This is a genomic window from Pseudomonas sp. LPB4.O (genome assembly GCF_038383825.1).
Taxonomy (GTDB): Bacteria; Pseudomonadota; Gammaproteobacteria; order Pseudomonadales; family Pseudomonadaceae; genus Aquipseudomonas; species Aquipseudomonas putida.
The window spans coordinates 5,811,146-5,834,611 of sequence record NZ_CP151298.1; the positions used below are offsets into that span (position 1 = coordinate 5,811,146).

General features: G+C 64.2%; 20 protein-coding genes. 8 read left to right on the forward strand and 12 right to left on the reverse strand.

What is annotated here, in order from left to right:
* Window positions 1–43: 43 nt before the first annotated feature.
* Window positions 44–856, reverse strand: a complete 813-nt coding sequence (gene mutM / locus MRBLPB4O_RS26265) for a bifunctional DNA-formamidopyrimidine glycosylase/DNA-(apurinic or apyrimidinic site) lyase (RefSeq protein ID WP_049276511.1) — start codon at window positions 854–856, stop codon at window positions 44–46.
* Window positions 857–859: 3 nt separating this feature from the next.
* Window positions 860–1,678 carry an HDOD domain-containing protein gene (locus MRBLPB4O_RS26270; protein WP_341798936.1) on the reverse strand — a complete coding sequence of 273 codons (819 nt, stop codon included), beginning with the start codon at window positions 1,676–1,678 and terminating at the stop codon, window positions 860–862.
* A 423-nt stretch (window positions 1,679–2,101) separates the two neighbouring features.
* Between MRBLPB4O_RS26270 and MRBLPB4O_RS26275 the strand changes: the two genes are divergently transcribed.
* Window positions 2,102–3,298 carry a class I SAM-dependent rRNA methyltransferase gene (locus MRBLPB4O_RS26275; RefSeq protein WP_234226492.1) on the forward strand — a complete coding sequence of 399 codons (1,197 nt, stop codon included), beginning with the start codon at window positions 2,102–2,104 and terminating at the stop codon, window positions 3,296–3,298.
* A gap of 271 nt (window positions 3,299–3,569) precedes the next feature.
* On the forward strand, window positions 3,570–5,411 hold the full coding sequence (gene ilvD / locus MRBLPB4O_RS26280; RefSeq protein WP_016502088.1) for a dihydroxy-acid dehydratase: 1,842 nt from the start codon (window positions 3,570–3,572) through the stop codon (window positions 5,409–5,411).
* A 111-nt stretch (window positions 5,412–5,522) separates the two neighbouring features.
* Here ilvD and MRBLPB4O_RS26285 read toward each other — a convergent pair whose 3' ends face one another.
* Window positions 5,523–6,578, reverse strand: coding sequence for a haloacid dehalogenase-like hydrolase (locus MRBLPB4O_RS26285; protein WP_341797030.1), 1,056 nt, complete (start codon window positions 6,576–6,578; stop codon window positions 5,523–5,525).
* 244 nt (window positions 6,579–6,822) lie between these two features.
* Between MRBLPB4O_RS26285 and MRBLPB4O_RS26290 the strand changes: the two genes are divergently transcribed.
* Together MRBLPB4O_RS26290 and MRBLPB4O_RS26295 are read left to right on the forward strand one after the other, a co-directional pair.
* Window positions 6,823–8,214, forward strand: a complete 1,392-nt coding sequence (locus MRBLPB4O_RS26290; protein ID WP_341797031.1) for an L-cystine transporter — start codon at window positions 6,823–6,825, stop codon at window positions 8,212–8,214.
* Window positions 8,215–8,359: 145 nt separating this feature from the next.
* Entirely contained in the window at window positions 8,360–8,566 is a 207-nt protein-coding gene (locus MRBLPB4O_RS26295) for a hypothetical protein (RefSeq protein WP_025340991.1), read from the forward strand.
* 77 nt (window positions 8,567–8,643) lie between these two features.
* Here MRBLPB4O_RS26295 and MRBLPB4O_RS26300 read toward each other — a convergent pair whose 3' ends face one another.
* Window positions 8,644–9,159, reverse strand: coding sequence for a dihydrofolate reductase (locus tag MRBLPB4O_RS26300; protein ID WP_341797032.1), 516 nt, complete (start codon window positions 9,157–9,159; stop codon window positions 8,644–8,646).
* Between the two features lie 54 nt (window positions 9,160–9,213).
* On the opposite strand from MRBLPB4O_RS26300, the gene MRBLPB4O_RS26305 reads away from it, so the two are divergent.
* Window positions 9,214–10,605 carry a DUF2868 domain-containing protein gene (locus MRBLPB4O_RS26305; RefSeq protein ID WP_341797033.1) on the forward strand — a complete coding sequence of 464 codons (1,392 nt, stop codon included), beginning with the start codon at window positions 9,214–9,216 and terminating at the stop codon, window positions 10,603–10,605.
* Window positions 10,598–11,962, forward strand: a complete 1,365-nt coding sequence (locus tag MRBLPB4O_RS26310) for a GTPase/DUF3482 domain-containing protein (protein ID WP_341797034.1) — start codon at window positions 10,598–10,600, stop codon at window positions 11,960–11,962. The genes MRBLPB4O_RS26305 and MRBLPB4O_RS26310 overlap by 8 nt, the downstream gene beginning before the upstream one ends.
* 98 nt (window positions 11,963–12,060) lie before the next feature.
* On the opposite strand, the gene MRBLPB4O_RS26315 is transcribed toward MRBLPB4O_RS26310, so the two are convergent.
* The 5 genes from MRBLPB4O_RS26315 to MRBLPB4O_RS26335 all read right to left on the reverse strand — a co-directional run bounded on the left by MRBLPB4O_RS26315 (window position 12,061) and on the right by MRBLPB4O_RS26335 (window position 19,263).
* Window positions 12,061–13,086, reverse strand: coding sequence for a putative 2-aminoethylphosphonate ABC transporter substrate-binding protein (locus tag MRBLPB4O_RS26315; protein WP_341797035.1), 1,026 nt, complete (start codon window positions 13,084–13,086; stop codon window positions 12,061–12,063).
* Between the two features lie 18 nt (window positions 13,087–13,104).
* On the reverse strand, window positions 13,105–14,829 hold the full coding sequence (locus tag MRBLPB4O_RS26320) for a putative 2-aminoethylphosphonate ABC transporter permease subunit (protein ID WP_341797036.1): 1,725 nt from the start codon (window positions 14,827–14,829) through the stop codon (window positions 13,105–13,107).
* Window position 14,830: 1 nt separating this feature from the next.
* Window positions 14,831–15,889: a putative 2-aminoethylphosphonate ABC transporter ATP-binding protein gene (locus MRBLPB4O_RS26325; RefSeq protein ID WP_341797037.1), complete on the reverse strand. Its 1,059-nt coding sequence runs from the start codon at window positions 15,887–15,889 to the stop codon at window positions 14,831–14,833.
* A gap of 242 nt (window positions 15,890–16,131) precedes the next feature.
* Window positions 16,132–17,001, reverse strand: a complete 870-nt coding sequence (locus MRBLPB4O_RS26330; RefSeq protein WP_341797038.1) for a LysR family transcriptional regulator — start codon at window positions 16,999–17,001, stop codon at window positions 16,132–16,134.
* 9 nt (window positions 17,002–17,010) lie between these two features.
* Window positions 17,011–19,263 (reverse strand): heavy metal translocating P-type ATPase, encoded by a 2,253-nt coding sequence (locus MRBLPB4O_RS26335; protein WP_341797039.1) that lies wholly within the window; start codon window positions 19,261–19,263, stop codon window positions 17,011–17,013.
* An 83-nt stretch (window positions 19,264–19,346) separates the two neighbouring features.
* On the opposite strand from MRBLPB4O_RS26335, the gene cadR reads away from it, so the two are divergent.
* Complete coding sequence (cadR, locus tag MRBLPB4O_RS26340; RefSeq protein WP_341797040.1) at window positions 19,347–19,790, forward strand: cadmium resistance transcriptional regulator CadR; 444 nt, start codon at window positions 19,347–19,349, stop codon at window positions 19,788–19,790.
* A 56-nt stretch (window positions 19,791–19,846) separates the two neighbouring features.
* On the opposite strand, the gene MRBLPB4O_RS26345 is transcribed toward cadR, so the two are convergent.
* From MRBLPB4O_RS26345 to MRBLPB4O_RS26355, 3 genes are read right to left on the reverse strand one after another with little or no spacing between them, the layout of a single operon-like run.
* A complete protein-coding gene (locus MRBLPB4O_RS26345; protein WP_341797041.1) occupies window positions 19,847–20,818 on the reverse strand; it encodes a thymidylate synthase in 972 nt (323 codons plus the stop codon).
* 49 nt (window positions 20,819–20,867) lie between these two features.
* Window positions 20,868–21,677, reverse strand: coding sequence for a prolipoprotein diacylglyceryl transferase (gene lgt / locus MRBLPB4O_RS26350; protein WP_341797042.1), 810 nt, complete (start codon window positions 21,675–21,677; stop codon window positions 20,868–20,870).
* A gap of 16 nt (window positions 21,678–21,693) precedes the next feature.
* On the reverse strand, window positions 21,694–22,476 hold the full coding sequence (locus MRBLPB4O_RS26355) for a sulfite exporter TauE/SafE family protein (RefSeq protein WP_016502104.1): 783 nt from the start codon (window positions 22,474–22,476) through the stop codon (window positions 21,694–21,696).
* 129 nt (window positions 22,477–22,605) lie between these two features.
* Here MRBLPB4O_RS26355 and MRBLPB4O_RS26360 point away from each other — a divergent pair, with 129 nt between their 5' ends.
* On the forward strand, window positions 22,606–23,352 hold the full coding sequence (locus MRBLPB4O_RS26360; RefSeq protein ID WP_341797043.1) for an NRDE family protein: 747 nt from the start codon (window positions 22,606–22,608) through the stop codon (window positions 23,350–23,352).
* The last annotated feature ends 114 nt before the right edge of the window (window positions 23,353–23,466 follow it).

A 23,466-nucleotide genomic window follows, 5' to 3' on the forward strand; every position in this document is an offset into this window, starting at 1 on the left:
TCGCGGGCTTGCCCGCTCCCACAGTGATCGCGCCAGCTTCAGGTCAGCGCTGACAGCGCGGGCAATACACGCTCGCCCTTTGCCCCAGCTTCACCTCGCGTAACTCCGTGCCGCACACCTTGCACGGCTGCCCGCCTCGCCCGTAGACGAACAATTCCTGCTGGAAGTACCCCGGCTGCCCATCGCCACCGATGAAGTCGCGCAGGGTGGTACCACCGCGCTCGATCGCCGCCGCCAGCACCCGCTTGATCTCGATTGCCAGCTTCAGGTAGCGCGCTCGTGAAATCCCGCCCGCCTCGCGCCGAGGGTCGATGCCTGCGGCAAACAGCGCTTCGGTAGCGTAGATGTTGCCCACCCCCACCACCACCGCGTTGTCCATGATGAACGGTTTGACCGCCATCGACCGCCCGCGGGACAGCTGGAACAGGCGCTCACCGTCAAACAGGTCCGTCAGCGGCTCAGGCCCGAGGCGCAGCAGCAGCTCGTGGTTCAGCGGGTCCAGGCTCCACAGCATGGCACCAAAGCGGCGCGGGTCGGTGTAGCGCAGCATCAGCCCCGACTCCAGCTCGATGTCGACATGTTCATGCCTGGCCGCCGGCAAACCCAGCTCGACCAGCCGCAAGTTGCCCGACATGCCCAGGTGGCTGATCAGCGTACCGACCTCGGCATTGATCAACAGGTACTTGGCGCGCCGCTCGACACTGACAATGCGCTGCCCCGACAGGCGCACATCCAGGTCCTCCGGGATCGGCCAGCGCAAGCGCCGGTCGCGCACCACCACGCGGCTGACGCGCTGGCCTTCGAGGTGGGGCGCAATACCGCGCCGGGTGGTTTCTACTTCTGGCAATTCCGGCATGTGTCAGTGCCCGCTCAGCTCGCGAATGTTCTGCTTGAGGTTTTCGAAATCGTATTCCGACAAGCCAATGTAATCGAGCACCAGCGGGCCGACCACGTTCCATTCGTGGTCCACCGCCTGGCTGCCCAGCACCCGGTAGGACGCGCAGATGTGCTCGGCCATCTTCAGCACCGCCAGCAGGTTTTTCAGCTGGCTCTGGGTATTGCGCGCGCTCTCGTCCCGGAACACGGCCAGGGCGTTGTGGTGGTTGGCGATGGCTGCCGTGAGGTGCTCGGGCAGGCGCCAGGACTTGGCGGTGAAATAGCCGACCACCGAATGGTTGGTGTTGAACACGCGGTTTTCGGTGTCGACCACGCGCGTTTCTTCATCGGCCTGGGCATAGGCCTGCACCAGCACATCCATGTAGTCCGGGAAGCGCTTGAGCATCAGCGGCACCCCACAGTCATGGAACAGGCCCAGGGTGTAAGCCTCGTCCGCGGCCTGGATCCCGGTGCGCTTGGCCAGCATCAGACAGGTGTTCGCCACGTCCTGGGCGGTATCCCAGAAACGGTTGAGGGTGACGATGGTCTCGTCGCTCATCTCGCCCTTGATCGACTGGGCGTTGATCAGGTTGATGATCGAACGGCTGCCCAGCAAATTTACCGCGCGCTGGATCGAGCCGATCTTGTTGGACAGGCCGAAGTGCGGGGAGTTGACCAGCTTGAGCAAGGCGCCCGAGAGGCCCGGGTCCTGGGAAATCAGCTTGGCGATGGTTTCCAGGTCCGGGTCAGGCATGTACTGCTCGAACTGCAGGTCGACCATGATCTGCGGTTGCGGCGGAATGGTGATGCCTTGCAAGGCTTGCTGGATCTGTTCGGCGCTGAGTTCTTGGGACATACGTGCACACTCGTTTAGGACCGGCGATTTTAACCCTCTAAGCGCTCGCCGTGACAGGTGCAGCGGCTGGGAAATCGAGCGCCGCCCACGCGGCGCTTCGCAGCACAAGGCTGCTCCTACATCTGTTTCGGGCCAGTTATTCCTGCAGCAAGGCGCGCGGGCCTTTGCCGTTCACCTCAATATCGCGTCGGACAAACAAAGCGATCGCGTGCATTGGCACAGGCGTGACTGGCCCGAAACAGATGTAGGAGCAGCCTTGCGCTGCGAAGCGCCGCGCGGGCGGCGCTCGATCTCCCAGGCGCTGCACCTCTAAAGGCGAAAGCACCGCAGACACGTTATACTCCCGCTCTTTTTTCCCGGAGCGACGTCATGTCCCTGCCCAGCCTTCGCCTCAAAGCCAATGCCGACCGCCGCCTGCGCGCCGGCCACCTGTGGGTCTACAGCAACGAAGTCGACGTCACCGCGACCCCGCTGCAAGGCTTCCAGGCCGGCCAGCAGGCCGTTCTCGAGGCAGCCAACGGCAAGCCGCTGGGCATCGTCGCACTCAGCCCGAACAACCTGATCTGCGCCCGCCTGCTGTCGCGGGACATCAAGCTGCCGCTGGACAAGTCGCTGCTGGTACACCGCCTGAACGTCGCCCTGTCGCTGCGCGAGCGCCTGTTCGACAAGCCGTGCTATCGCCTGGTCTACGGCGATTCCGACCTGCTGCCGGGCCTGGTGGTCGACCGCTTCTTCGACATCCTCGTGGTGCAGCTGGCCTCGGCCACCATGGAAGCGCACAAGGACGACGTGATCGCTGCCTTGGTGCAGGTGCTCAAGCCCAGCGGCATCCTGTTCAAGAACGACTCCGCCGCGCGTGACGCCGAAGGCCTGCAGCGCTATGTCGAGACCGTCTACGGCGAAGTGCCGGACTGGGTGGCGCTGGAAGAGAACGGCGTCAAGTTCGAAGCCCCAGTGCGTGAAGGCCAGAAGACCGGCTGGTTCTACGACCACCGCATGAACCGCGCGCGCCTGGCGCCGTACGTGAAGGGCAAGCGTGTACTCGACCTGTTCAGCTACATCGGTGGCTGGGGCGTGCAGGCCGGCGCGTTCGGCGCCAGCGAAGTATTCTGCGTCGATGCCTCGGGCTTTGCCCTGGATGGCGTGGAGCGTAACGCTGCCCTGAACGGCATCGGCGAGAAGCTGACCTGCATCGAAGGCGACGTGTTCGAAGCCCTGCGCGAGCTCAAGGCTGCAGAAGAACGCTTCGACGTGATCATTGCCGACCCACCCGCCTTCATCAAGCGCAAGAAAGACCTGAAAAACGGCGAAGCGGCCTACCGCCGCCTGAACGAACAGGCCATGCGCATGCTGAACAAGGATGGCATCCTGGTCAGCGCCTCGTGCTCGATGCACCTGCCCGAGGACGACCTGAACAACATCCTGCTGACCAGCGCCCGCCACCTGGACCGCAACATGCAGCTGCTCGAGCGCGGCGGCCAGGGCCCAGACCACCCGGTACACCCAGCCATCGCCGAGACCCGCTACATCAAGAGCATCACCTGCCGCTTGCTGCCAAACAGCTGAAATCTGCTGCAAAGGGCCGCCTGGCGGCCCTTTCCTGCTGCAATCTCCCCGCCAACCATCCACATCTGCATTCCCTCACCGCGCCAGCGGTGTAGAATCGGCCTATTCATCGCCAGTCATCCCCGGCGGGTTTATGAGCTCTGGCCAAGCACGCGGCGATCCCGTGGTGTCTTCGGCCCCATCCGTGCCAGTGGCAACAGGCCTGCGGCACAAAGGACAAGAGAAGCTCACTCCCCTTTATGTGACCTGATTAAGCCGCCAGGAGTGTTTCATGCCTGATTATCGTTCCAAGACTTCCACCCATGGCCGCAACATGGCCGGCGCCCGTGCCCTGTGGCGCGCAACCGGGATGAAGGACGAAGATTTCAAGAAACCGATCATTGCCATCGCCAACTCGTTCACCCAGTTCGTCCCGGGCCACGTGCACCTGAAGGACCTGGGCCAGCTGGTTGCCCGCGAGATCGAGCGCGCCGGTGGCGTGGCCAAGGAATTCAACACCATCGCGGTCGATGACGGCATCGCCATGGGCCACGACGGCATGCTGTACTCGCTGCCAAGCCGCGAGATCATCGCCGACGCCGTGGAATACATGGTCAACGCCCACTGCGCCGACGCCATCGTGTGCATCTCCAACTGCGACAAGATCACCCCCGGCATGCTGATGGCCGCCCTGCGCCTGAACATCCCGGTGATCTTCGTTTCCGGCGGCCCGATGGAAGCCGGCAAGACCAAGCTGGCCAGCCACGGCCTGGACCTGGTCGACGCCATGGTCATCGCCGCCGATTCCACGGCTTCCGACGAAAAAGTCGCCGAATACGAGCGCAGCGCCTGCCCGACCTGCGGTTCGTGCTCTGGCATGTTCACCGCCAACTCGATGAACTGCCTGACCGAGGCCCTGGGCCTGGCCCTGCCGGGCAACGGCTCGACCCTGGCCACCCACGCCGACCGCGAGCAGCTGTTCCTCACCGCCGGCCGCACCATCGTCGAGCTGTGCAAGCGCTACTACGGCGACAACGATCAGTCGGTACTGCCGCGCAACATTGCCAACTTCAAGGCGTTCGAAAACGCCATGATGCTCGACATCGCCATGGGCGGCTCGACCAACACCATCCTGCACCTGCTGGCCGCAGCCCAGGAAGGCGAAGTCGCGTTCGACCTGCGTGACATCGACCGCCTGTCGCGCAAAGTGCCGCAGCTGTGCAAAGTGGCGCCGAACATCCAGAAGTACCACATGGAAGACGTGCACCGCGCCGGCGGCATCTTCAGCATCCTCGGTTCGCTGGCCCGTGGCGGCCTGCTGCACACCGACCTGCCGACCGTGCACAGCGCCAGCATGGAAGAAGCCATCGCCAAATGGGATATCACCCAGACCGATGACGAAGCCGTGCACACCTTCTTCAAGGCCGGCCCTGCCGGTATCCCGACCCAGACTGCGTTCAGCCAGTCGACCCGTTGGGAAACCCTCGACGACGACCGCGAAAACGGCTGCATCCGTAGCTTCGAGCACGCCTACTCGCAAGAAGGCGGCCTGGCCGTGCTGTACGGCAACATCGCCCTCGACGGTTGCGTGGTGAAAACCGCCGGTGTCGACGAATCGATCCACGTGTTCGAAGGCAATGCCAAGATCTTCGAGAGCCAGGACAGCGCCGTGCGCGGCATCCTCGCCGACGAAGTGAAGGCCGGCGACATCGTGATCATCCGCTACGAAGGCCCGAAAGGCGGCCCGGGCATGCAGGAAATGCTGTACCCGACCTCGTACCTGAAGTCCAAAGGCCTGGGCAAGGCTTGCGCCCTGCTCACCGACGGCCGCTTCTCGGGCGGTACCTCGGGCCTGTCGATCGGCCACGCCTCGCCGGAAGCGGCTGCCGGCGGCGCCATCGGCCTGGTGCGCGACGGCGACAAGGTATTGATCGACATCCCTAACCGTTCGATCAACCTGCTGGTCAGCGACGAAGAACTGGCCGAGCGCCGCATCGAGCAGGACAAGAAGGGCTGGAAACCCGCTGAAGTACGCCCACGCAAAGTGACCACCGCGCTGAAGGCCTACGCCCTGCTGGCGACCAGTGCCGACAAAGGTGCGGTGCGCAACAAGGCGATGCTGGAAGGGCTCTGAGGCTTTTCTAGCGTGAAAGAAGAACCGGCGCCCTGGGTGCCGGTTTTTTATGCCTGTTCCGGCCTCTTCGCGGGTGAACCCGCGAAGAGGCCGGAACAGACAACGCAACAACTACTGGATTTGCTCCGGCGTCACGATCACCCAGTTCTTGTCCGCCGTCACCGGCAACCCTTCCTTGGCCTGCGCCGCCGCATTCCTGGTAATCATGCCGTTGAGCTGGTCCATGTACTTGGCCTTGCGGTTTATCCACAGGTGGATGCCACCTTTGCCCACATCCACCCCGTGGAACTGCATGTAGCCATCGCTGGTCGGCGTGTCGCCGCCCACCAGCACCGGTTTCTTCCATTCATCGATGTAGGTCAGGATGGCCGCCTGCTTGCCCGCCATCCAGGTAGCGGGGGTCCACAGGTACGGTGTCAGCTCCAGCCCTTCGTTGGCTTTGGCATCATAGTGGCCAGCACTGATTTGCTTGCGTGCCGTGGTCAGTTGCCCATTGCTGCGGTCCTTTAGCAGCAGGCTCACGCCGATCACGTTCTGCGGTTTCACGTTGTAGCCGTACCTGGGGTCCGAGGCGACCATGCGCACCAGCTCTTCGGAGGCCGCCGAAATCACGTACACCTCGATGCCATTCTCCATCAACTTGTTGTAGAGCTCGGCTTGGCCCTTGAAGACCTTGGGCGGCTGTACCTCGATGGCCTTGACCTGGTCGCCTTCGTAATAAGTACTGGGGATCGGCTTGGTAGAAGCCATCAGCTCATCCACCTGCACCTTCAACTCCTTCAGGGTAAAACCCGAGAACACCTGGGCCACCCACGGGTAGCAGACCATGTCGTCGACTTCGCACAACCGGTAGTAGTAGCTGAACAGGCTTTCCTTGTGCTCGGCAGTGTCCTTGAACGGCATCAGCTTCAGCGACGGGTCAAGCTTGTCGCGGCTCAGCAGGCCCTTGTTTTCCATGAACGGCAGCAGGGCTTCTTCCAGGTCATAGCGGTAGCTGGTGTTGTCCATGTCGAACACCGCGTAGTTACCCTTGTTGGCATTGGCAGCGATCATGCTGTCGAGCTGCCTGGCCGCCTCGGCGGGCCAATGCTTGAGCTCGGTGGCGAAGGTTTCGATACTGAACAGCAGGGACAGGCCGATGGCGGCGGCTTTCACAGCGTCTTTCATGTACGAATCTCCTGAAATGACCCAGAAACGCTAGTGCAACAATCCCCACTGCCAACCTTCGATAACGACCTCCATGCAGCCGCAAACGCCGCGTTCATTGCAATCTGCGACACCTCGTTATTCCATAAACGACTATGCAAATTCCATTTGGGTATAAATTCGTTTGTTTTCAGGCTGTTAGCATTTCCGTTCGCAATCGCTCACAGAGGCGATGCCACTTCTGCTTTTTTCTGCTGGAGCTTCAATGAACCTGCCGCTGTCACTTAACCTGCTGGCGTTCCTGGCCCTGTTGCTGGGCCTGGCACAAACCCGCCGCACCGACTGGAGCCTGGCCAAGAAGGTACTGCTGGGCCTGGTGCTGGGCGTAGTCTTCGGCCTGGCCCTGCACACGATCTACGGCGCTGGCCACCCCGTGCTCAAGGCCACCATCGCCTGGCTTGACCTGGTCGGCAACGGCTATGTCGGCTTGTTGCAGATGATTGTCATGCCGCTGATCTTCGCCTCGATCCTCAGTGCCGTGGCGCGCCTGCACAATGCCTCGTCGCTGGGCCGCATCAGCGTGCTGAGCATCGGCACCCTGCTGCTGACCACCGCCATTGCCGCGCTGATCGGCATCGTGCTGACCAACCTGTTCGGCCTGAGTGCAGAAGGCCTGGTGGCCGGTGTGCAGGAAAGCGCCCGCATGCAGGTTATCCACAGCGACTACGCCGGCAAGGTCGCCGACCTCAATATCCCGCAGCTGCTGCTGTCGTTCATCCCCAGCAACCCGGTGGGTGACCTGGCGCGGGCCAAGCCGACGTCGATCATCAGCGTGGTGATCTTCGCCGTGTTCGTCGGCCTGGCCGCGCTGCAGCTGATCAAGGACGATGCCGAGAAAGGCGAGCGCGCCCTGTCGGCCATCGACACCCTGCAAGCCTGGGTGATGCGCCTGGTGCGGGTGGTAATGAAACTGACCCCGTATGGCGTGCTGGCGTTGATGACCAAGGTGGTTGCCAGCTCGAACATGGAAGACATCCTCAAGCTGGGCAGCTTCGTGGTGGTGTCGTACCTGGGCCTGGGGTTGATGTTCGTGGTGCACGCCCTCATCCTGGCGGCGACGGGTGTGAGCCCGCTGCGCTTCTTCCGCAAGGTGTGGCCGGTGCTGACCTTCGCCTTCACCAGCCGCTCCAGCGCCGCCAGCATTCCGCTGAACATCGAAGCGCAAACCCGCCGCCTGGGTGTGCCACAGTCGATTGCCAGCTTCAGCGCATCGTTCGGCACCACCATTGGCCAGAACGGCTGCGCCGGCCTCTACCCCGCCATGCTGGCGGTGATGGTGGCACCGGCGGTGGGCATCGATACCTTCGAACCGCTGTGGATCGCGACCTTGGTGGCCATCGTCACCTTGAGTTCGGCAGGGGTTGCCGGCGTGGGTGGCGGTGCCACCTTTGCCGCACTGATTGTGCTGCCGGCCATGGGCTTGCCGGTGGAGCTGGTGGCGTTGCTGATTTCGGTGGAGCCGCTGATCGACATGGGGCGTACGGCGCTTAACGTGAACGGTTCGATGACGGCGGGCGTGGTGACCAGCCAGTTGCTGAAAGAGACTGACAAGGATGTGCTGGCGGGCGATGAGCATGCCGATCTGAGCCATACCTGACTGTTTGCCGGGGCGCAGTGCGCCCCAATATCCAGTAACGCAATGGCAAGGGAAGCCAGCAACTGGTCGCTGCAGGCGTCGCTATACTGCTAGCCGGGCGTAGCGCATACGCCGAGGGAAAAGAGCCAACATGCACCAGTACGACATGACCCAGGCCGAAGCCGAAAAAATCCGCATCGAGGTAGCCAAGATTCGCGTCGAAGTCGACAAACTGATGGCCGAGACGCGCAAGCTGAATGCCGAGGCGGTCAAAATGACCCGCGAAACATTCTGGTATCCGGTTGCCATCGCGGTAGGTTTTGTCACGACGGTGGCGACGGTTACCGCATTGATCATCAAGTTGCTCACCTGAGCACCGCCCCACCGCAAGAGCGGCCTTACCGGGGCGCCGGCCCGGTCGGAAAGGGCTGCAAAGCAGCCCCGGCTTTCTCAAATCTGCTCCCAAACCTCGAAGTGATACGCAGGCTTACCCTCTTCCGCCTGCGCCTCGCTGGACGCCAGTTTCCAAACCGCCTGGTCAAACTCGGGGAACCAGGCATCCCCCTGCGGTGACAGCTCCACCCGCGTCAGGTACATGCGGCTGACCAGCCCCTTCTCCAGCGCCTGGCCATACAGCTGCGCCCCGCCAATCAGCATCAGCTCTTCAACGCCCTGCTCGCGCGCCCACTGCTCGGCCCGCACCAGCGCATCTTCAAGCGACGCAAACACCTCGGCACCCGCCAGTTCAAGCCCCGGCTGGCGGCTGACGACGATATTCAACCGCCCCGGCAGCGGCCGCCCCAGCGAATCCCAGGTCTTGCGCCCCATGATGATCGGCTTGCCCAGGGTGGTGGCCTTGAAGTACTTGAAATCCCCGGGCAAATGCCAGGGCATGGAATTGTCGATGCCGATCACGCGGTTCTCGGCATAAGCCGCGATCAGGCTGAGGGGGAGTGATGTATTCATGCCAGCGAGGATAGCACCGGGCGTGTGGGTTATGCTTCTGCCCTGACCTGTGCAATGGAAGACCATGTGACTGAACCGACTCCACTGGACAAGCGCTGGCTCACCGAAGCGGTACGCCTGCGCGAGGAACACGCCGGCCCCCTGGAAGACCAGGAAGCCAACCGTCGCGCCCGCCAGTTGGGCGGCGACCTGGCGGCCCGCATCGAAACCCGTGCACTGTTCCTGGCCGAACGCGATGGCATGAGCACCGCCCTGCGCCACTGGAAGCAAGGCGCGCGCCTGGCGCTGCTGGCCTTGCTGCTGATGGCCGTGCTCAGCGGCGCGGGCTTGGCCCTGGCCGCCCTGGGCGACGGGCAGCGGCCGGTGAACGTGTTCTGGGCCCTGGGCAGCCTGCTCGGGCTGAACCTGCTGACGCTGCTGGGCTGGGCCATCGGTTTTGCCGTAAGCGGCGAGCATGGCGCAGGGCTGGGCCGCTTGTGGCTATGGCTGAGTGAACGCTTTGCCCGCGATGCCAAGGCCGCACACCTGGCACCTGCGCTGCTGGTGCTGCTGCAACGCCAACGCCTGAACCGCTGGCTGCTCGGCCTGCTGGTGCATGGCCTGTGGCTGCTGGCCATGCTCACCGCCCTGGGCATGCTGCTGGCCTTGCTGGCGACCCGGCGCTATGGCTTTGTCTGGGAAACCACGCTGCTTGCCGCCGACCCGTTCATCCACCTGACCCAAGCCCTGGGCGCCCTGCCTTCGCTGCTGGGCTTTGCCGTGCCCGACCAAGCCATGATCCGCGCCAGCGGCGACACCTTGCCGGCCCTGGAGCAAGCCCGACAGGCCTGGGCCAGCTGGTTGCTGGGGGTGGTGCTGGTGTATGGCCTGTTACCACGCATGGTACTGGCTGCATTGTGCCTGTGGCGCTGGCGCCAGGGCCGCGAGCGCCTGGCACTGGACTTGAGCCTGCCCGGCTACGCGCAACTGCGTGATGCACTGATGCCGCGCAGCGAACGCATCGGCGTGCAGGATGCCGCGCCCGAGGCCCTGCCACAGTTTGCCGCCGGCCAGCTGGAAAGCGGCAGCAGCGGTGCCCTGCTGGTGGGCCTGGAACTGGACGACCAGCGCCCCTGGCCGCCCGCCCTGCCGGAAAGCGTGATCGATGCCGGCGTGCTCGACAGCCGCGAATCGCGCAACAGGCTGCTCGAACAACTCAGCCGTTTCCCCCCGGCACGCCTGGCCATCGCCTGCGACCCCCGGCGCTCGCCCGACCGCGGCAGCCTGGCGTTGCTCGCCGAACTGGCGCGCAATGCCGGCGCAACCCGTATCTGGCTGCTGCAGGCTGCACCGGGCCAGGCCGTCGATGCCCAGCGCCTCGGCGATTGGCACGAAGCCCTTGACCGCCTTGGCCTGCAGCATGCCGACACCTCACCGCTGACCTGGCTGGAGCATGGCCATGACTGAGCCACTGAAACTGGCCGTGGTCGGCCACACCAACGTTGGCAAGACCTCGCTGCTGCGCACGCTGACCCGTGACGTCGGCTTTGGCGAAGTGTCCCACCGCCCCAGCACCACCCGCCATGTAGAAGGTGCGCGCTTGTCGGTGGACGGCGAAGCCTTGCTGGAGCTGTACGACACCCCGGGCCTGGAGGACGCTATTGCCCTGCTCGACTACCTCGAGCGGCTGGAACGCCCGGGCGAGCGCCTGGACGGCCCGGCCCGCCTGGAGCGCTTTCTGCAAGGCAGCGAAGCGCGCCAGCGTTTCGAGCAGGAAGCCAAGGTGCTGCGCCAGTTGCTGGCCAGCGATGCCGGCCTGTATGTAATCGATGCGCGCGAGCCGGTGCTGGCCAAGTACCGCGATGAACTGGAAGTGCTGGCCAGCTGCGGCAAGCCGTTGCTGCCGGTGCTCAACTTCGTCGCCAGCCACCAGCACCGCGAGCCGCAATGGCGTGAAGCCCTTGCCCGGCTTGGGCTTCACGCGTTGGTGCGGTTCGACAGCGTGGCCCCGCCCGAGGATGGCGAGCGCCGCTTGTATGAAAGCCTGGCCCTGCTGCTGGAGGACGCCCGCCCGGCCCTGCAGCGGCTGATCGACGACCAGCAGGCACAGCGCCTGGCCCGCCAGCACAGTGGCAAACGGCTGATTGCCGAGTTGCTGCTGGACTGCGCCGCCTGCCGGCGTAGCGTCGAGGCCGAGCCAGCGGCGGAAGCCAAGGCCATAGAGGCGCTGCGCCAGGACATACGCCAACGTGAACAGCGTTGCGTCGAAGCCCTGCTCAAGCTGTATGCCTTCCGCCGCGAGGATGCCCATGCCAGCGACCTGCCGTTGCTGGATGGCCGCTGGGGCGATGACCTGTTCAATCCTGAAACCCTGAAGCTGCTGGGCGTGCGCCTGGGCAGCGGCGTGGCGGCCGGCGCTGCAGCCGGGGCCGGGGTCGATCTGCTGGTCGGCGGGCTTACCCTCGGCGCGGCAGCGCTGGCCGGCGCGATTGCCGGCGGTGCGTTGCAGACGGCGCGTAACTATGGCTCACGCTTGATGGGCAAGCTCAAGGGCAAGCGCGAGCTGACCGTGGACGACACGGTATTGCGCCTGCTGGCGTTGCGTCAGCAGCAGTTGATGGTGGCGCTGGATAACCGCGGGCATGCGGCGCAAGACAGCATCAGGCTGGGTGAGCTGGATGAGAAGGCCTGGCGCGAGGGCAAGTTGCCAGAGGCACTGGTGAAGGCGCGGGCGCATCCGCAATGGTCGACGCTCAACCCAGGGGCGAAGCTGAATCAGGCTGAGCGGCAGGAACAGCTGGAGGCACTGGTTTCACAATTTTGAGTCAGCAGGCCTGGCCTCTTCGCAGCACAAGGCTGCTCCAGACAGGCGGACGCGATACCTGTAGGAGCAGCCTTGTGCTGCGAAGAGGCCGGTACAGGTTACTGCTGGGCCACCTTCTCCGACTTGCCGTCGTAGCGCTTGCGCCACTCGGCCAGAATCTGGTCACGGTTCTTCGATGCCCAGGCAAAGTCGTTCTTGATCAGGCGCTGCTCATAGTCCGCCGGCAGCTCGGTCTGTGGCTTGGCAATACCCGGCGCGGCCAGCACGGCGAAGTTTTCCTTATACAGCTCCATGGCAGCCGGGCTGGCCGAGAAATCAGCCAGGCGCTTGGCCGCCTCCGCCTTGGGCGAGCCCTTGATCACCGCAGTCGCCTCGATCTCCCAGCCCAGGCCTTCCTTGGGCAGCACGATGTCCAGCGGCGCGCCCTGGCGCTTGAGCTGCACGGCCGGGTACTCGAACGAGATACCGATCGGGAATTCGCCCGCAGCCGCCAGCTTGCACGGCTTTGAGCCAGAATGAACGTACTGGCCGATGTTCTGGTGCAGCGCGTCCATGTAGGCCCAGCCTTGCGGCTCACCAAAGGTCTGCAGCCAGGCGCTCACATCGAGAAAGCCGGTACCCGACGAGGCCGGGTTCGGCATGACGATCTTGCCCTTGTACTCAGGCTTGGTCAGGTCCTGCCAGCTCACCGGCTTGCTCAGGCCCTGCTTCTCGGCCTCGATGGTATTGAAGCAGATGGTCGCGGCCCACACATCCATACCCACCCAGGCCGGTGGGTTGGCGGCGTCCCGGTAGTTGCCGGCAATCTTGCCCAGGTCCTTGGGTGCATAGGCTTCAAGCATGCCGTTCTGGTCGAGAATGGCCAGGCTGGACGCCGCCAAGCCCCACACCGCGTCGGCTTGCGGGCGGTTTTTTTCGGCCAGCAGCTTGGCGGTGATGATGCCGGTGGAATCGCGAACCCACTTGATCTCGATGTCCGGGTTGGCTTTTTCGAAGGCCTGTTTGTAGCTCTTCAGCTGCTCGGCTTCCAGCGCGGTGTAGACCGTCAGCTGGGTACCGGCGGCTGAAGCCTGCAGGCTGAACACGGCGCAAACGGCAGCGGTAAGTGCAAGGTGCTTGTACATGGGTAGGTTCCTTACAGGTCAGACGGTCGCGGCGCGTTGACGCCAGGCTTGGGAGCGGCGCAGCAGGCCGCGTGAGGTTGCAGCCAGCAGCAGTGAAGCGCTGGCACTGGTCAGCAGGATCAAGGTGGACATGGCAGCAGCACCGCCAACGTTGCCGGCGTCGTCCATGTTCAGCACGGCAACGGCCGCCAGGATGGTGTCGGGGCTGTACAGGAAGATCACCGCCGACACCGTGGTCATGGCCGAAACGAACAGGTAGCGGATGATGTCCAGCAGCGCCGGCAGGCAGATCGGCACGGTCACGCGCAGGAAGTGCTTGTACAGCGGCGCCTTCAGTGACAGCGCGGCGGCCTCGAACTCGCCATCAAGCTGGCGCAGCGCGGTGGTTGCGGTCATCTGCGCAGTGGTCAGGTAATGGGCGATGGTGCACACCACCAACAGCCCCATGCTGCCGTACAGCACATGCAGCGGGTTGCCGTTCAGGTTGAAGAAGAAGACGTAACCCAGGCCCAGCACCAGGCCCGGCACCGCCATGGGGATGAAGCTGAGCAGGCGCAGCACCTGGTTGAGCAGCCGCTGGCCCTGGGTCTTCTCCATCAGGTAGGCACCGGTGAAGATCACCATGCTGCCGATCAGCGCGGTGCCGATGGCCATGCTCACGCTGTTGCGGTAGGCCAGCCAGCCGCCACCGGCGGTGTCTTCGAACATGTAGTGCCGCAGCGACAATGACAGGTTGTACGGCCAGAACGTGACCAGCGACGAATACACCGCCATGCCGGTCACCAGCAACAACGCCGCGCACACCAGCAGCACAATGGCCAGGAAGCAGGCATCGCGACCACGCGATGGCTTGGGCTCGAACACCTGGGCGCGGCCGCTCATGGCCTCGCCCTGGCGCCGGCGCAGCCAGGCGTCGACGCTGAAGCTGAACAGGGCCGGCAACAGCAGCACCATACCGATCAGCGCACCCCGGCCGAACTGTTGCTGGCCGACCACCGCCTTGTAGGCCTCCAACGCCAGCACCTGATAGTCGCCACCGACCACCACCGGCACACCGAAGTCGGTGATGGTCAGGGTGAACACCAGGCAGAACGCCGCGAACACCGCCTGACGCGTGGCCGGCCAGGTGATGCTGGCAAACGCCCGCAATGGGCCGGCGCCCATGCTGGAGGCGGCATCGAACAGGCGGGCATCGGCCAGCGACAGCGCCGACAGCAGAATCATCAGCGCATGCGGGAAGGTGTAGATCGCCTCGCCCAGCACGATGCCCCAGAAGCCGTAAATGTTGTCGCTGAGCAACCCGCGCAGCAGCCCCTGGTTACCGAACAGGTAGACCAGGGCAATGGCCGGCAGCATCGACGGCGCCAGCAGCGGCAGCAGCGAAATCCCCCGCCACAGGCCCTTGGCCGGGATCAGCGTACGTTGCAGGGCATAGGCAAACAGGTAGGCCAACGGCACCACGATGGCCGCGACGGTGAAAGCCACCGACAGGCTGTTGCCCAGCAACCAGTGGAAGTTGTCGCTGGCGAACAGCTCCCGGGCTGCCAGCAAGCCGCCACCCTGGCCCGCGTCCGCGCTGAAGCCACGCCAGAAGATCGCCAGCAGCGGCATCAGCACGGCCAGTACCAACAGGATCAGCAGCAGGCTCTTGCCGCCGACGACGAACAACCGATCGCCCAGGGCAACGCCAGCACGCGGCGCGGCTTTGGCCTGGCTCAGCGGCAGAGACATTGGCGCGGCCATCTCAGGCAAACACCTGCAGGCTCTGCGGCGGCAATGCCACCCAGATGTCCTGCGAACCCAGGCGCGGCATGGCCTCGGGGGCCACCTCGGCCAGCAGGGCATGGCCTGGCAGAGCCTTGAGTTCAAAACTCATGCGGCAGCGGTTACCGAGGAAGGTGATTTCGCGGACCATGGCCGGGAACAGGTTTTCTTCGTGTACCACCGGGTTGACCGTGATCGCCTCCGGGCGGCAGAACAGCCGGCCGCTGCTGGCCTGGGCCGAACCCGGGGCCAGTCGCATGTTCATGCCGCCAACCTGGGCATGGCTGTCGCCGCTGCGCTGGAACGGCAGCCAGTTGCCCTGGCCGACGAACTCGGCAACGAACGGCGTGGCCGGTTGGTCGTAGATTTCCTGCGGGGTGGCGTACTGCTCGACCTGGCCGTTGTTCATCACCGCAATGCGGTCGGCCATCAGCATGGCTTCGTCCTGGTTGTGGGTCACCATCAGGGTGGTGATGCCCAGCTGGCGTTGCAGCTGGCGCAGCTCGGTGCACAGGTGCTCGCGGACCCGGGCGTCCAGCGCCGACATCGGCTCGTCGAGCAGTAGCAGGGATGGCGACGGGGCCAGCGCGCGGGCCAGGGCCACACGTTGCTGCTGGCCACCGGAGAGCTGGCCTGGGTATTTCTTCTCGCTGCCAGAAAGGCCTACCAGTTCGAGCATTTCAGCCACCCGCTGGCGGGCCGGCTCGCGGCCACTGCCGGTCAGGCCGTAGGCGATGTTGGCTTCGACGGTAAGGTTGGGGAACAGCGCGTAGGACTGGAACAGGATGCCGTAGTCACGGGCCTGGGGCGGCAGCTCGGAGATATCGCGCTCGCCGATATACAGCGTGCCGCGGTCCTGGCGCTCCAGGCCGGCGATGCAGCGCAGCAGCGTGGTCTTGCCACAGCCGGACGGGCCGAGCAGGCACACCAGTTCGCCGGCGGCGATGTCCAGCGAGACATCGTTGAGTGCCGTGAAGGCACCGAAGCGCTTGTGGATGTTGCGCACTTTCATCTGTGCGCCGGGGGTGGTGTGGTTCATGGCAGGGCCTCATCGAAGAGATGGGGCCATGCTAGGAAGGCTGTGCGAAGGTTCTGTGGCGTTAAGGCAAAAGCGGGTGATAGTCGTATAGGCAAATTTGGTAATGGCCTGACAGGCCGTCACCCTACTTGTAGGAGCAGCCTTGTGCTGCGAAGAGGCCGGTACAGCACATGCATTTGCAGCGCCTGTCAGGGCCTCTTCGCAGCACAAGGCTGCTCCTACAACGGCTGTGTACGCCTGAATCAGAAGTGCGAGCCGGCCACTTCCTGCGCCACCCCAAGAAAGGCAGCCGGCAATCGGGCCTGGCGCCGTTCCTTCAGGCAATACAGGTATTCATGCATCACCGGCGCATTCTCCAGCGCCAGCACCCGCAGCTCCGGGTTGTGCGGCACCTCGTGCCGGGCAATCACGCTGATGCCGATGTTGCGCAGCACCGCCTCGCGGATCGACTCGCGGCTGCCGATTTCCAGCAAGGCCCCGGCCGTCACCCCGGCCTCCTGCATCATCTGCTCGGTCAGCTTGCGCGTGGTCGAGCCCTTCTCCCGCATCAACAGGCAATGCCCGGCCACCACATCGATGGACACCGTCTGGCGGTGGGCCAACGGGTGGTGGCGGTGTACCGCCACCACCAGCGGATCGGTGCCCAGCACCCGCCGCACCAGCCGGGCGTCCTCCAGCAGCTGCGACGAAGCGGCGATATCCACCCGGTAGTCTTCGAGCATTTCCAGCACCTGCTGCGAGTTGCCGATCTCCACCGCTACATCCACCTGCGGCAAGCGCTCGCGGTAGATCTTCACCAGGTCGAGAATGTAGTAAGGCGCCGTGGCGGCGATGCGCAAGCTGCCTTGGGCCTGGCCGCTGTTGCGCAGCTCGAACTCGATGTCGGCCTCCTGTTGCAACAGCGCCTTGACCATCGGCAGCAGTCGCACGCCCTCTTCGCTCAGCACCAGCCGCCGCCCGCCGCGGTAGAAAAGCTCCACCGCGTACTGGCTTTCCAGGTTGCGGATCTGCGTGGTCACCGTGGGCTGGCTGAGCCCGAGCTTCTTCGCCGCCAGGGTGATGCTGCCCAGGCGGGCCACCATGTAAAAGGCTTTAAGCTCCGAACTCAGCATGCACGTCCTCTATTTGCGCAAAAGGCGCAAGCCGTTGAATACCACCAGCAGGCTAACGCCCATGTCGGCGAACACCGCCATCCACAGGGTGGCCATGCCGGCAAAGGTAATCGCCAGGAATATCGCCTTGACGCCCAACGCCAGAACGATGTTCTGCAGGAGGATCGCCGCACTTTGGCGCGACAGCCTGACGAAGGCCGGGATTTTCCGCAAGTCGTCGTCCATCAGCGCCACATCGGCCGTTTCGATGGCGGTGTCGGTACCAGCGGCGGCCATGGCAAAACCGATCTCGGCGCGGGCCAGGGCCGGGGCGTCGTTGATGCCGTCACCCACCATGCCCACACGATGGCCCTGTGCGTACAAGGTTTCGATGGTTTTCAGCTTGTCGCCTGGCAGCAGGTTGCCCTCGGCGCGGTCGATACCCACCACGGCGGCGATGGCCTGCGCGGTATGCGGATTGTCACCGGTCAGCATGACAGTCTTGATGCCCAGCTCATGCAGCTCGGCAATGGCCTGGCGGCTGCTGTCCTTGACCGTATCGGCCACAGCGAATAGGGCCAGCGGGCCACTGCGGTCAAGCAGCAGGACCACGGTCTTGCCCTGGCGCTCCAGCGCATCCAGCTGGGCTTCCAGCTCGGGTGAGCACAGCCCCAGTTCTTCTACCAGGCGGTGGTTGCCCAGGTGGTAGACCTCGCCAGCGATGGTGCCACGCACGCCGCGCCCGGCCAGCGCAGCGAAGTCATCGACCTCGCTCAAGGCCAGGCCTTGCTCCTTGCCGAACTGGGCAATGGCGCGGGAAACCGGGTGGTCCGAACGGTCGCCCAAGCTGGCAGCCAAGGCTTGCGCACGGCCTTCGAACACCGGCTCTAGTACTTTGGCGTCGGTCTGTACCGGCTTGCCGTGGGTGATGGTGCCGGTCTTGTCCAGGGCCAGGTAATCCAGGTGGCGGCCGCCTTCCAGGTACACCCCGCCCTTGACCAGGATGCCTTTGCGCGCAGCAGCGGCCAGGCCGCTGACGATGGTCACCGGGGTCGAGATCACCAGGGCGCACGGGCACGCGACCACCAGCAGCACCAAAGCGCGGTACACCCAGTCGAACCAGCTTGCGGCCATGAACAGCGGCGGGATCACCGCCACGGCCAGGGCGATGGCAAACACCACCGGGGTATAGATACGGGAAAACTGGTCGACGAAGCGCTGGGTAGGCGCCCGCGCGCCTTGCGCTTCCTCCACGGCCTTGATGATCCGCGCCAGGGTCGATTGCCCCGCGCCAGCGGTAACGCGAAACTCCAGCGCACCCGCCTGGTTGATGGTGCCGGCGAACAGTTTGTCGCCTACGGCCTTCTCCACAGGCAAGCTTTCGCCGGTGATCGGCGCCTGATCGACGCTGGATTGCCCACTGGTCACTTCGCCATCCAGGCCAATGCGCTCGCCGGGGCGCACCCGCACCAGCGCGCCGGTGGCCACTTCGCGCACTTCCACTTCGCGCCATTGGCCATCTGCCTGCTGCACCGTGGCCATTTCCGGGGTCAGCTGCATCAGCCCGCTGATGGCATTGCGTGCGCGGTCCAGCGAGCGGGCTTCGATCAGCTCGGCAACGGTAAACAGCACCATCACCATGGCCGCTTCCGGCCACTGGCCGATCAGCACAGCACCGGTCACGGCGATGCTCATCAGCGCGTTGATGTTGAGGTTGCGGTTTTTCAGGGCAATCCAGCCCTTCTTGTAGGTGCCCAGGCCGCAACCAAGAATGGCTGCCAGCGCCAATGCCGCCACCAGCCATTCCGGCGCCAGCGCGGCAAAGTGCACGATTTCGGCGGCGATGGCGGCAACACCCGACAATGCCAGCGGCCACCAGCGGGTCTTGGCCGGTTGGGGCGCGGCGGCGGTACTGTCGCCTTCGGCACCCAGCGGCTCGGCCTTCATCCCCAGGCTGTCGATGGCACGCTCGATGTCGCCAGTGCCGTCCAGCGTGTGGCGTACGCCAAGTACGCGGTTGATCAGGTTGAATTCCAGCTGCTCGATACCGGCCAGCTTGCCCAGCTTGTCCTGGATCAGGGTCTGCTCGGTCGGGCAGTCCATGGCGTCGATGCGGAAGCGGCTGAGCTGTGCCTGGGCACTGGCCGTTTCAGTCAGCTGCACCAGCGCCGGCGCGGCTTTGGCCCCGCAGCAGCTGTGGCCGTGGGCGGCGTGCCCATGGTCGTCATCGCCATGGGCGTGATCGTGCGGATGCTTGTGTTCGTGGCTGACAGGCTGGTTCATGGGGTCGTCCTTAAAGTGAGCCTGTTGCCAAGTGAACACCCTGTAGCCACTATAGGGTCAAGCCACTTGCTGGAGATTTCGTGATGAAGATCGGAGAACTGGCCAAAGCCACCGACTGCGCGGTGGAAACCATCCGCTACTACGAGCGTGAAAACCTGCTGCCCGAGCCTGCCCGTACAGAAGGCAACTACCGGCTGTATACCCAGGCCCACGTGGAACGGCTGACCTTCATCCGCAACTGCCGCACCCTGGACATGACCCTGGAAGAAATCCGCAGCCTGCTACGCCTGCGCGACAGCCCCGACGACTCGTGCGGCAGCGTCAATGCGCTGATCGACGAACATATCGAGCATGTGCAGGCGCGGATCGATGGCTTGGTGGCGTTGCAAGAGCAGCTGGTGGAGCTGCGGCGGCGCTGCAATGTGCAGGGGAATGAATGCGCGATCTTGCAGCAACTGGAGACGAACGGGGCGGTATCGGTGCCGGACACCGAGCATTCGCATGTAGGGCGCAGTCACGGGCATTGAGCCAAAAGCTTCGCGGGTGAACCCGCGAAGAGGCCAGTTCAAACAATGGAGATCTATCAGACCGCCATCGGCGCTGTCATCGGCGCATGGTGCTCATAGCCTTCCAGCCAGAAATCACTCGGCTCGATCTTCTCCAGCCACTCCGGCTCATACTTGCCCGTCTCGGCAAACGCCGGCACGCGGTCGCTGATCACCAGCTTCGGCGCTTCCAGCGGCTCGCGCTTGAGCTGCTCGTTCAGCATGTCCAGGTGGTTTTCGTACACATGGGCATCGCCGATGAAGTAGGTGAACCAGCGCGGGGTGTAACCGGTCAGGCGGCCGAACAGCGACAGCAGCGCCGCGCCTTCGGTGAGGTTGAACGGTGTGCCCAGGCCCAGGTCGTTTGAGCGGATGTAAAGGGTCAGGGAAATTTCCTTGGTCTCTACATTCGGGTGGAACTGGTACAGCAGGTGGCACGGCGGCAGGGCCATTTCGTCCAGCTGCGCGCAGTTCCAGCCGTGGAACAGGATGCGGCGGCTGCCCGGGTCGTTGGCGATGGTGTCCAGGCACTGGCGCACCTGGTCGATGGCCTTGTACAGAATGACGAAGCCGACGCCGTCCTCTTCGTCCTGGGCGATACGGCGAAAGCCTGCCTTCTCGGCCATTTCGATAGCGGCCGGGTTGCTAAGCGGGATGCGCTTGTAGCCTGGCCACTGGCGCCATTGCACGCCGTAGATCTCGCCCAGGTCGTCATGGCCCTGGCGGAACGGGTTGGCCAGCCACTGGGCGTTCTCGTTGGCGTTCTGGTCCCAGACCTTGCAGCCCAGCTCACGGAATTCACCGGCGTTTTTCACGCCCCGCAGGAAGCCGACCATCTCGCCGATCGCCGACTTGAACGCCAGCTTGCGCGTGGTGATGGCCGGGAAGCCCTTCTGCAGGTCGAAGCGCAGCATGGCGCCCGGCATGCTGATGGTACGGATGCCGGTGCGGTTGCCTTGCAACGTACCGTTCTCGATGACTTCACGGACCAGATCTAGATACTGTTTCATGACTTTCCTGTAACAAGAACGGCAGGGGGGATCGCCCCTGCCGTGAAAATCATACGGCTGGTTTTGCCGTAGGTTTGCGGTTGTAGGCCAACCAGATCAAGAAGATGCCGCCGACGATCATCGGCAAGCAAAGCAACTGACCCATGGTCAACCAGCCGAAGGCAATGTAGCCAAGCTGGGCATCAGGCACCCGCACAAACTCCACGATAAAGCGGAAAATGCCGTAGAACAGCGCAAACATGCCGGAAACGGCCATGGTCGGGCGCGGTTTGCGCGAGTACAACCAGAGAATCACGAATAATGCCACACCTTCCAGGGCAAACTGGTACAGCTGCGACGGATGACGGGGCAACTGGGCAGGGTCGCTGAACGGCGGGAACACCATCGCCCACGGCACGTCGGTCGCCTTGCCCCACAGCTCGGCGTTGATAAAGTTGCCGATACGCCCGGCACCCAGGCCGATCGGCACCAGCGGGGCAACGAAGTCCATCAGCTCGAAGAACGACTTGTTGTTGCGCTTGCCGAACCACAAGGCCGCCAGCATCACGCCGATGAAGCCGCCGTGGAACGACATGCCGCCCTTCCACACCTCGAAGATCAGCGTCGGGTTGGCCAGGTAGGCATGCAGGTCGTAGAACAACACGTAACCCAGGCGGCCACCGACGATCACCCCCATCGACAGCCAGAACACCAGGTCGGACAGCTTCTCGCGGCTCCAGGTGGGGTCGAAGCGGTGCAGCCGGCGCGAAGCCAGCAGCCAGGCGCCGCCGATGCCGATCAGGTACATCAGCCCGTACCAATGGATTTTCAGCGGCCCGATGGCCAGGGCCACGGGGTCTATCTGCGGGTAAGGCAGCATGGAACTTCCTCTCGATTCAAATCAAAAAGCTGAGGCCGACACAGAACAGCAGCGCTGCGAACAGGCGTTTCAACAAACGGGGCGACAGCTTGTGCGCCAGACGCGCGCCAAAGCGGGCGAAAAACATGCTGGTCACGGCAATGCCGACCATCGCCGGCAGGTAGACGTAACCCAGGCTGTGGGCCGGCAGGTGCTCCTCGTGCCAACCCAGCAGCATGAAGCTCAGGGCACTGGCCACAGCAATCGGCAGGCCACAGGCCGAGGACGTGGCCACCGCCTGCTGCATGGGCAGGCTGCGCCAGGTCAGGAACGGCACAGTCAGCGAACCACCGCCGATGCCGAAAATGGCCGACGCCCAGCCAATCACCCCACCGGCCCCGATCAAGGCGGGTTTGCCGGGGATGCCGCGGCTTGCCTTGGGTTTGAGGTCCAGGGCCATCTGCGCGGCGATGACCAGGGCGAACACGCCGATGATCTTCTGCAGCAGCGGGCCCTGGATCAGCGAGGCGGTCTTGGCACCGACACCGGCCCCCAGCAGGATGCCCAGGGTCATCCAGGCGAAGATCGGCCATTGCACCGCGCCCTTGCGGTGGTGCTCAAGCACGGCGTTGATCGAAGTGAACACGATGGTTGCCAGCGATGTGCCGACCGCCAGGTGGGTCAGCACCGAGGCGTCGAAGCCCTGCAAGGTGAAGCTGAACACCAGCACCGGCACGATGATGATGCCACCGCCCACGCCGAACAGCCCGGCCAGCACACCGGCACAGGCGCCCAACAGCAGATAGAGCACGAATTCCATTCGGCTTCCCCAGGAAAACAATCCGGCATGGTAACGGAAGCCGGGCTCGGGGCTCTAGTGAACTCTGTGTCAGGATGGATCCGCCACGCCGCTGTGGGTACAGTGGCAGAAAACACAGAGGCCAAACCGATGTGCCTGATTGTATTTGCCTGGCGGCCGGGGCATGCCCTGCCGCTGATCGTCGCGGCCAACCGCGACGAGTTCTATGCCCGCCCCACTCAACCCTTGGCGGCCTGGGACGATGCGCCTGGGGTGCATGCCGGGCGCGACCTGGAGGCCGGTGGCACATGGCTGGGCGTGGGGCCGCAGGGGCGGTTTGCGGCGCTGACCAATATCCGCGACCCGGACCAGGCACTGGGGCCGCGCTCGCGGGGTGAACTGGTGGCAGCGTACCTGCAGGGTAAGCTTGGGGTCGAGGCTTACCTGGACCAGGTGGCCAGCCGCAGCGGGCAGTATTCGGGGTTTAACCTGCTGGTGGGTGATGCGCGGCAGCTGGGTTATCTGCATGCCCGTGACGCTACGCCCTGCCTGCTGGACGCCGGGGTGTACGGGTTATCCAACGCCGGGCTGGATACGCCGTGGCCGAAGCTGGTGAAGGCACGTAGCGGGCTGGAGGGCCTGCTGGAAACGCCAGAACCGCGCCGGTTGCTGGATTTGCTGGCCGATAACGAGCCGGCAGCTGATGGTGACCTGCCCGAGACAGGCGTGGGGGTGGCGACCGAGAAACTGCTGTCGAGCGTATTCATCGCCAGCCAGAACTACGGGACCCGGGCAAGTACGGTGCTGATCGTGGATGATCAGGGACGAAGGCGGCTGATCGAGCGCAGTTTCGGGCCCTTTGGCGGGCATTTGGGGGAGGTTGAGTTAAAGGTTTGAGGGCCATGGGGCTGCTGCGCAGCCCATCGCGGCACAAGGCCGCTCCTACAGGGCTACGCGATCTCCTGTAGGAGCGGCCTTGCGCCGCGCAAGGGCCGCAAGCGGCTCCGAAAA

Coding starts and splice junctions, on each gene's coding strand:
- MRBLPB4O_RS26325 (WP_341797037.1), bottom strand. CDS start 15,889: ATGAACCACACCACCCCCGGCGCACAGATGAAAGTGCGCAACATCCAC.
- MRBLPB4O_RS26355 (WP_016502104.1), bottom strand. CDS start 22,476: ATGGAATTCGTGCTCTATCTGCTGTTGGGCGCCTGTGCCGGTGTGCTG.
- MRBLPB4O_RS26320 (WP_341797036.1), bottom strand. CDS start 14,829: ATGGCCGCGCCAATGTCTCTGCCGCTGAGCCAGGCCAAAGCCGCGCCG.
- MRBLPB4O_RS26290 (WP_341797031.1), top strand. CDS start 6,823: ATGAACCTGCCGCTGTCACTTAACCTGCTGGCGTTCCTGGCCCTGTTG.
- MRBLPB4O_RS26335 (WP_341797039.1), bottom strand. CDS start 19,263: ATGAACCAGCCTGTCAGCCACGAACACAAGCATCCGCACGATCACGCC.
- mutM (WP_049276511.1), bottom strand. CDS start 856: ATGCCGGAATTGCCAGAAGTAGAAACCACCCGGCGCGGTATTGCGCCC.
- cadR (WP_341797040.1), top strand. CDS start 19,347: ATGAAGATCGGAGAACTGGCCAAAGCCACCGACTGCGCGGTGGAAACC.
- MRBLPB4O_RS26345 (WP_341797041.1), bottom strand. CDS start 20,818: ATGAAACAGTATCTAGATCTGGTCCGTGAAGTCATCGAGAACGGTACG.
- MRBLPB4O_RS26275 (WP_234226492.1), top strand. CDS start 2,102: ATGTCCCTGCCCAGCCTTCGCCTCAAAGCCAATGCCGACCGCCGCCTG.
- MRBLPB4O_RS26295 (WP_025340991.1), top strand. CDS start 8,360: ATGACCCAGGCCGAAGCCGAAAAAATCCGCATCGAGGTAGCCAAGATT.
- ilvD (WP_016502088.1), top strand. CDS start 3,570: ATGCCTGATTATCGTTCCAAGACTTCCACCCATGGCCGCAACATGGCC.
- MRBLPB4O_RS26305 (WP_341797033.1), top strand. CDS start 9,214: ATGGAAGACCATGTGACTGAACCGACTCCACTGGACAAGCGCTGGCTC.
- MRBLPB4O_RS26300 (WP_341797032.1), bottom strand. CDS start 9,159: ATGAATACATCACTCCCCCTCAGCCTGATCGCGGCTTATGCCGAGAAC.
- MRBLPB4O_RS26310 (WP_341797034.1), top strand. CDS start 10,598: ATGACTGAGCCACTGAAACTGGCCGTGGTCGGCCACACCAACGTTGGC.
- MRBLPB4O_RS26315 (WP_341797035.1), bottom strand. CDS start 13,086: ATGTACAAGCACCTTGCACTTACCGCTGCCGTTTGCGCCGTGTTCAGC.
- MRBLPB4O_RS26285 (WP_341797030.1), bottom strand. CDS start 6,578: ATGAAAGACGCTGTGAAAGCCGCCGCCATCGGCCTGTCCCTGCTGTTC.
- lgt (WP_341797042.1), bottom strand. CDS start 21,677: ATGCTGCCTTACCCGCAGATAGACCCCGTGGCCCTGGCCATCGGGCCG.
- MRBLPB4O_RS26360 (WP_341797043.1), top strand. CDS start 22,606: ATGTGCCTGATTGTATTTGCCTGGCGGCCGGGGCATGCCCTGCCGCTG.
- MRBLPB4O_RS26330 (WP_341797038.1), bottom strand. CDS start 17,001: ATGCTGAGTTCGGAGCTTAAAGCCTTTTACATGGTGGCCCGCCTGGGC.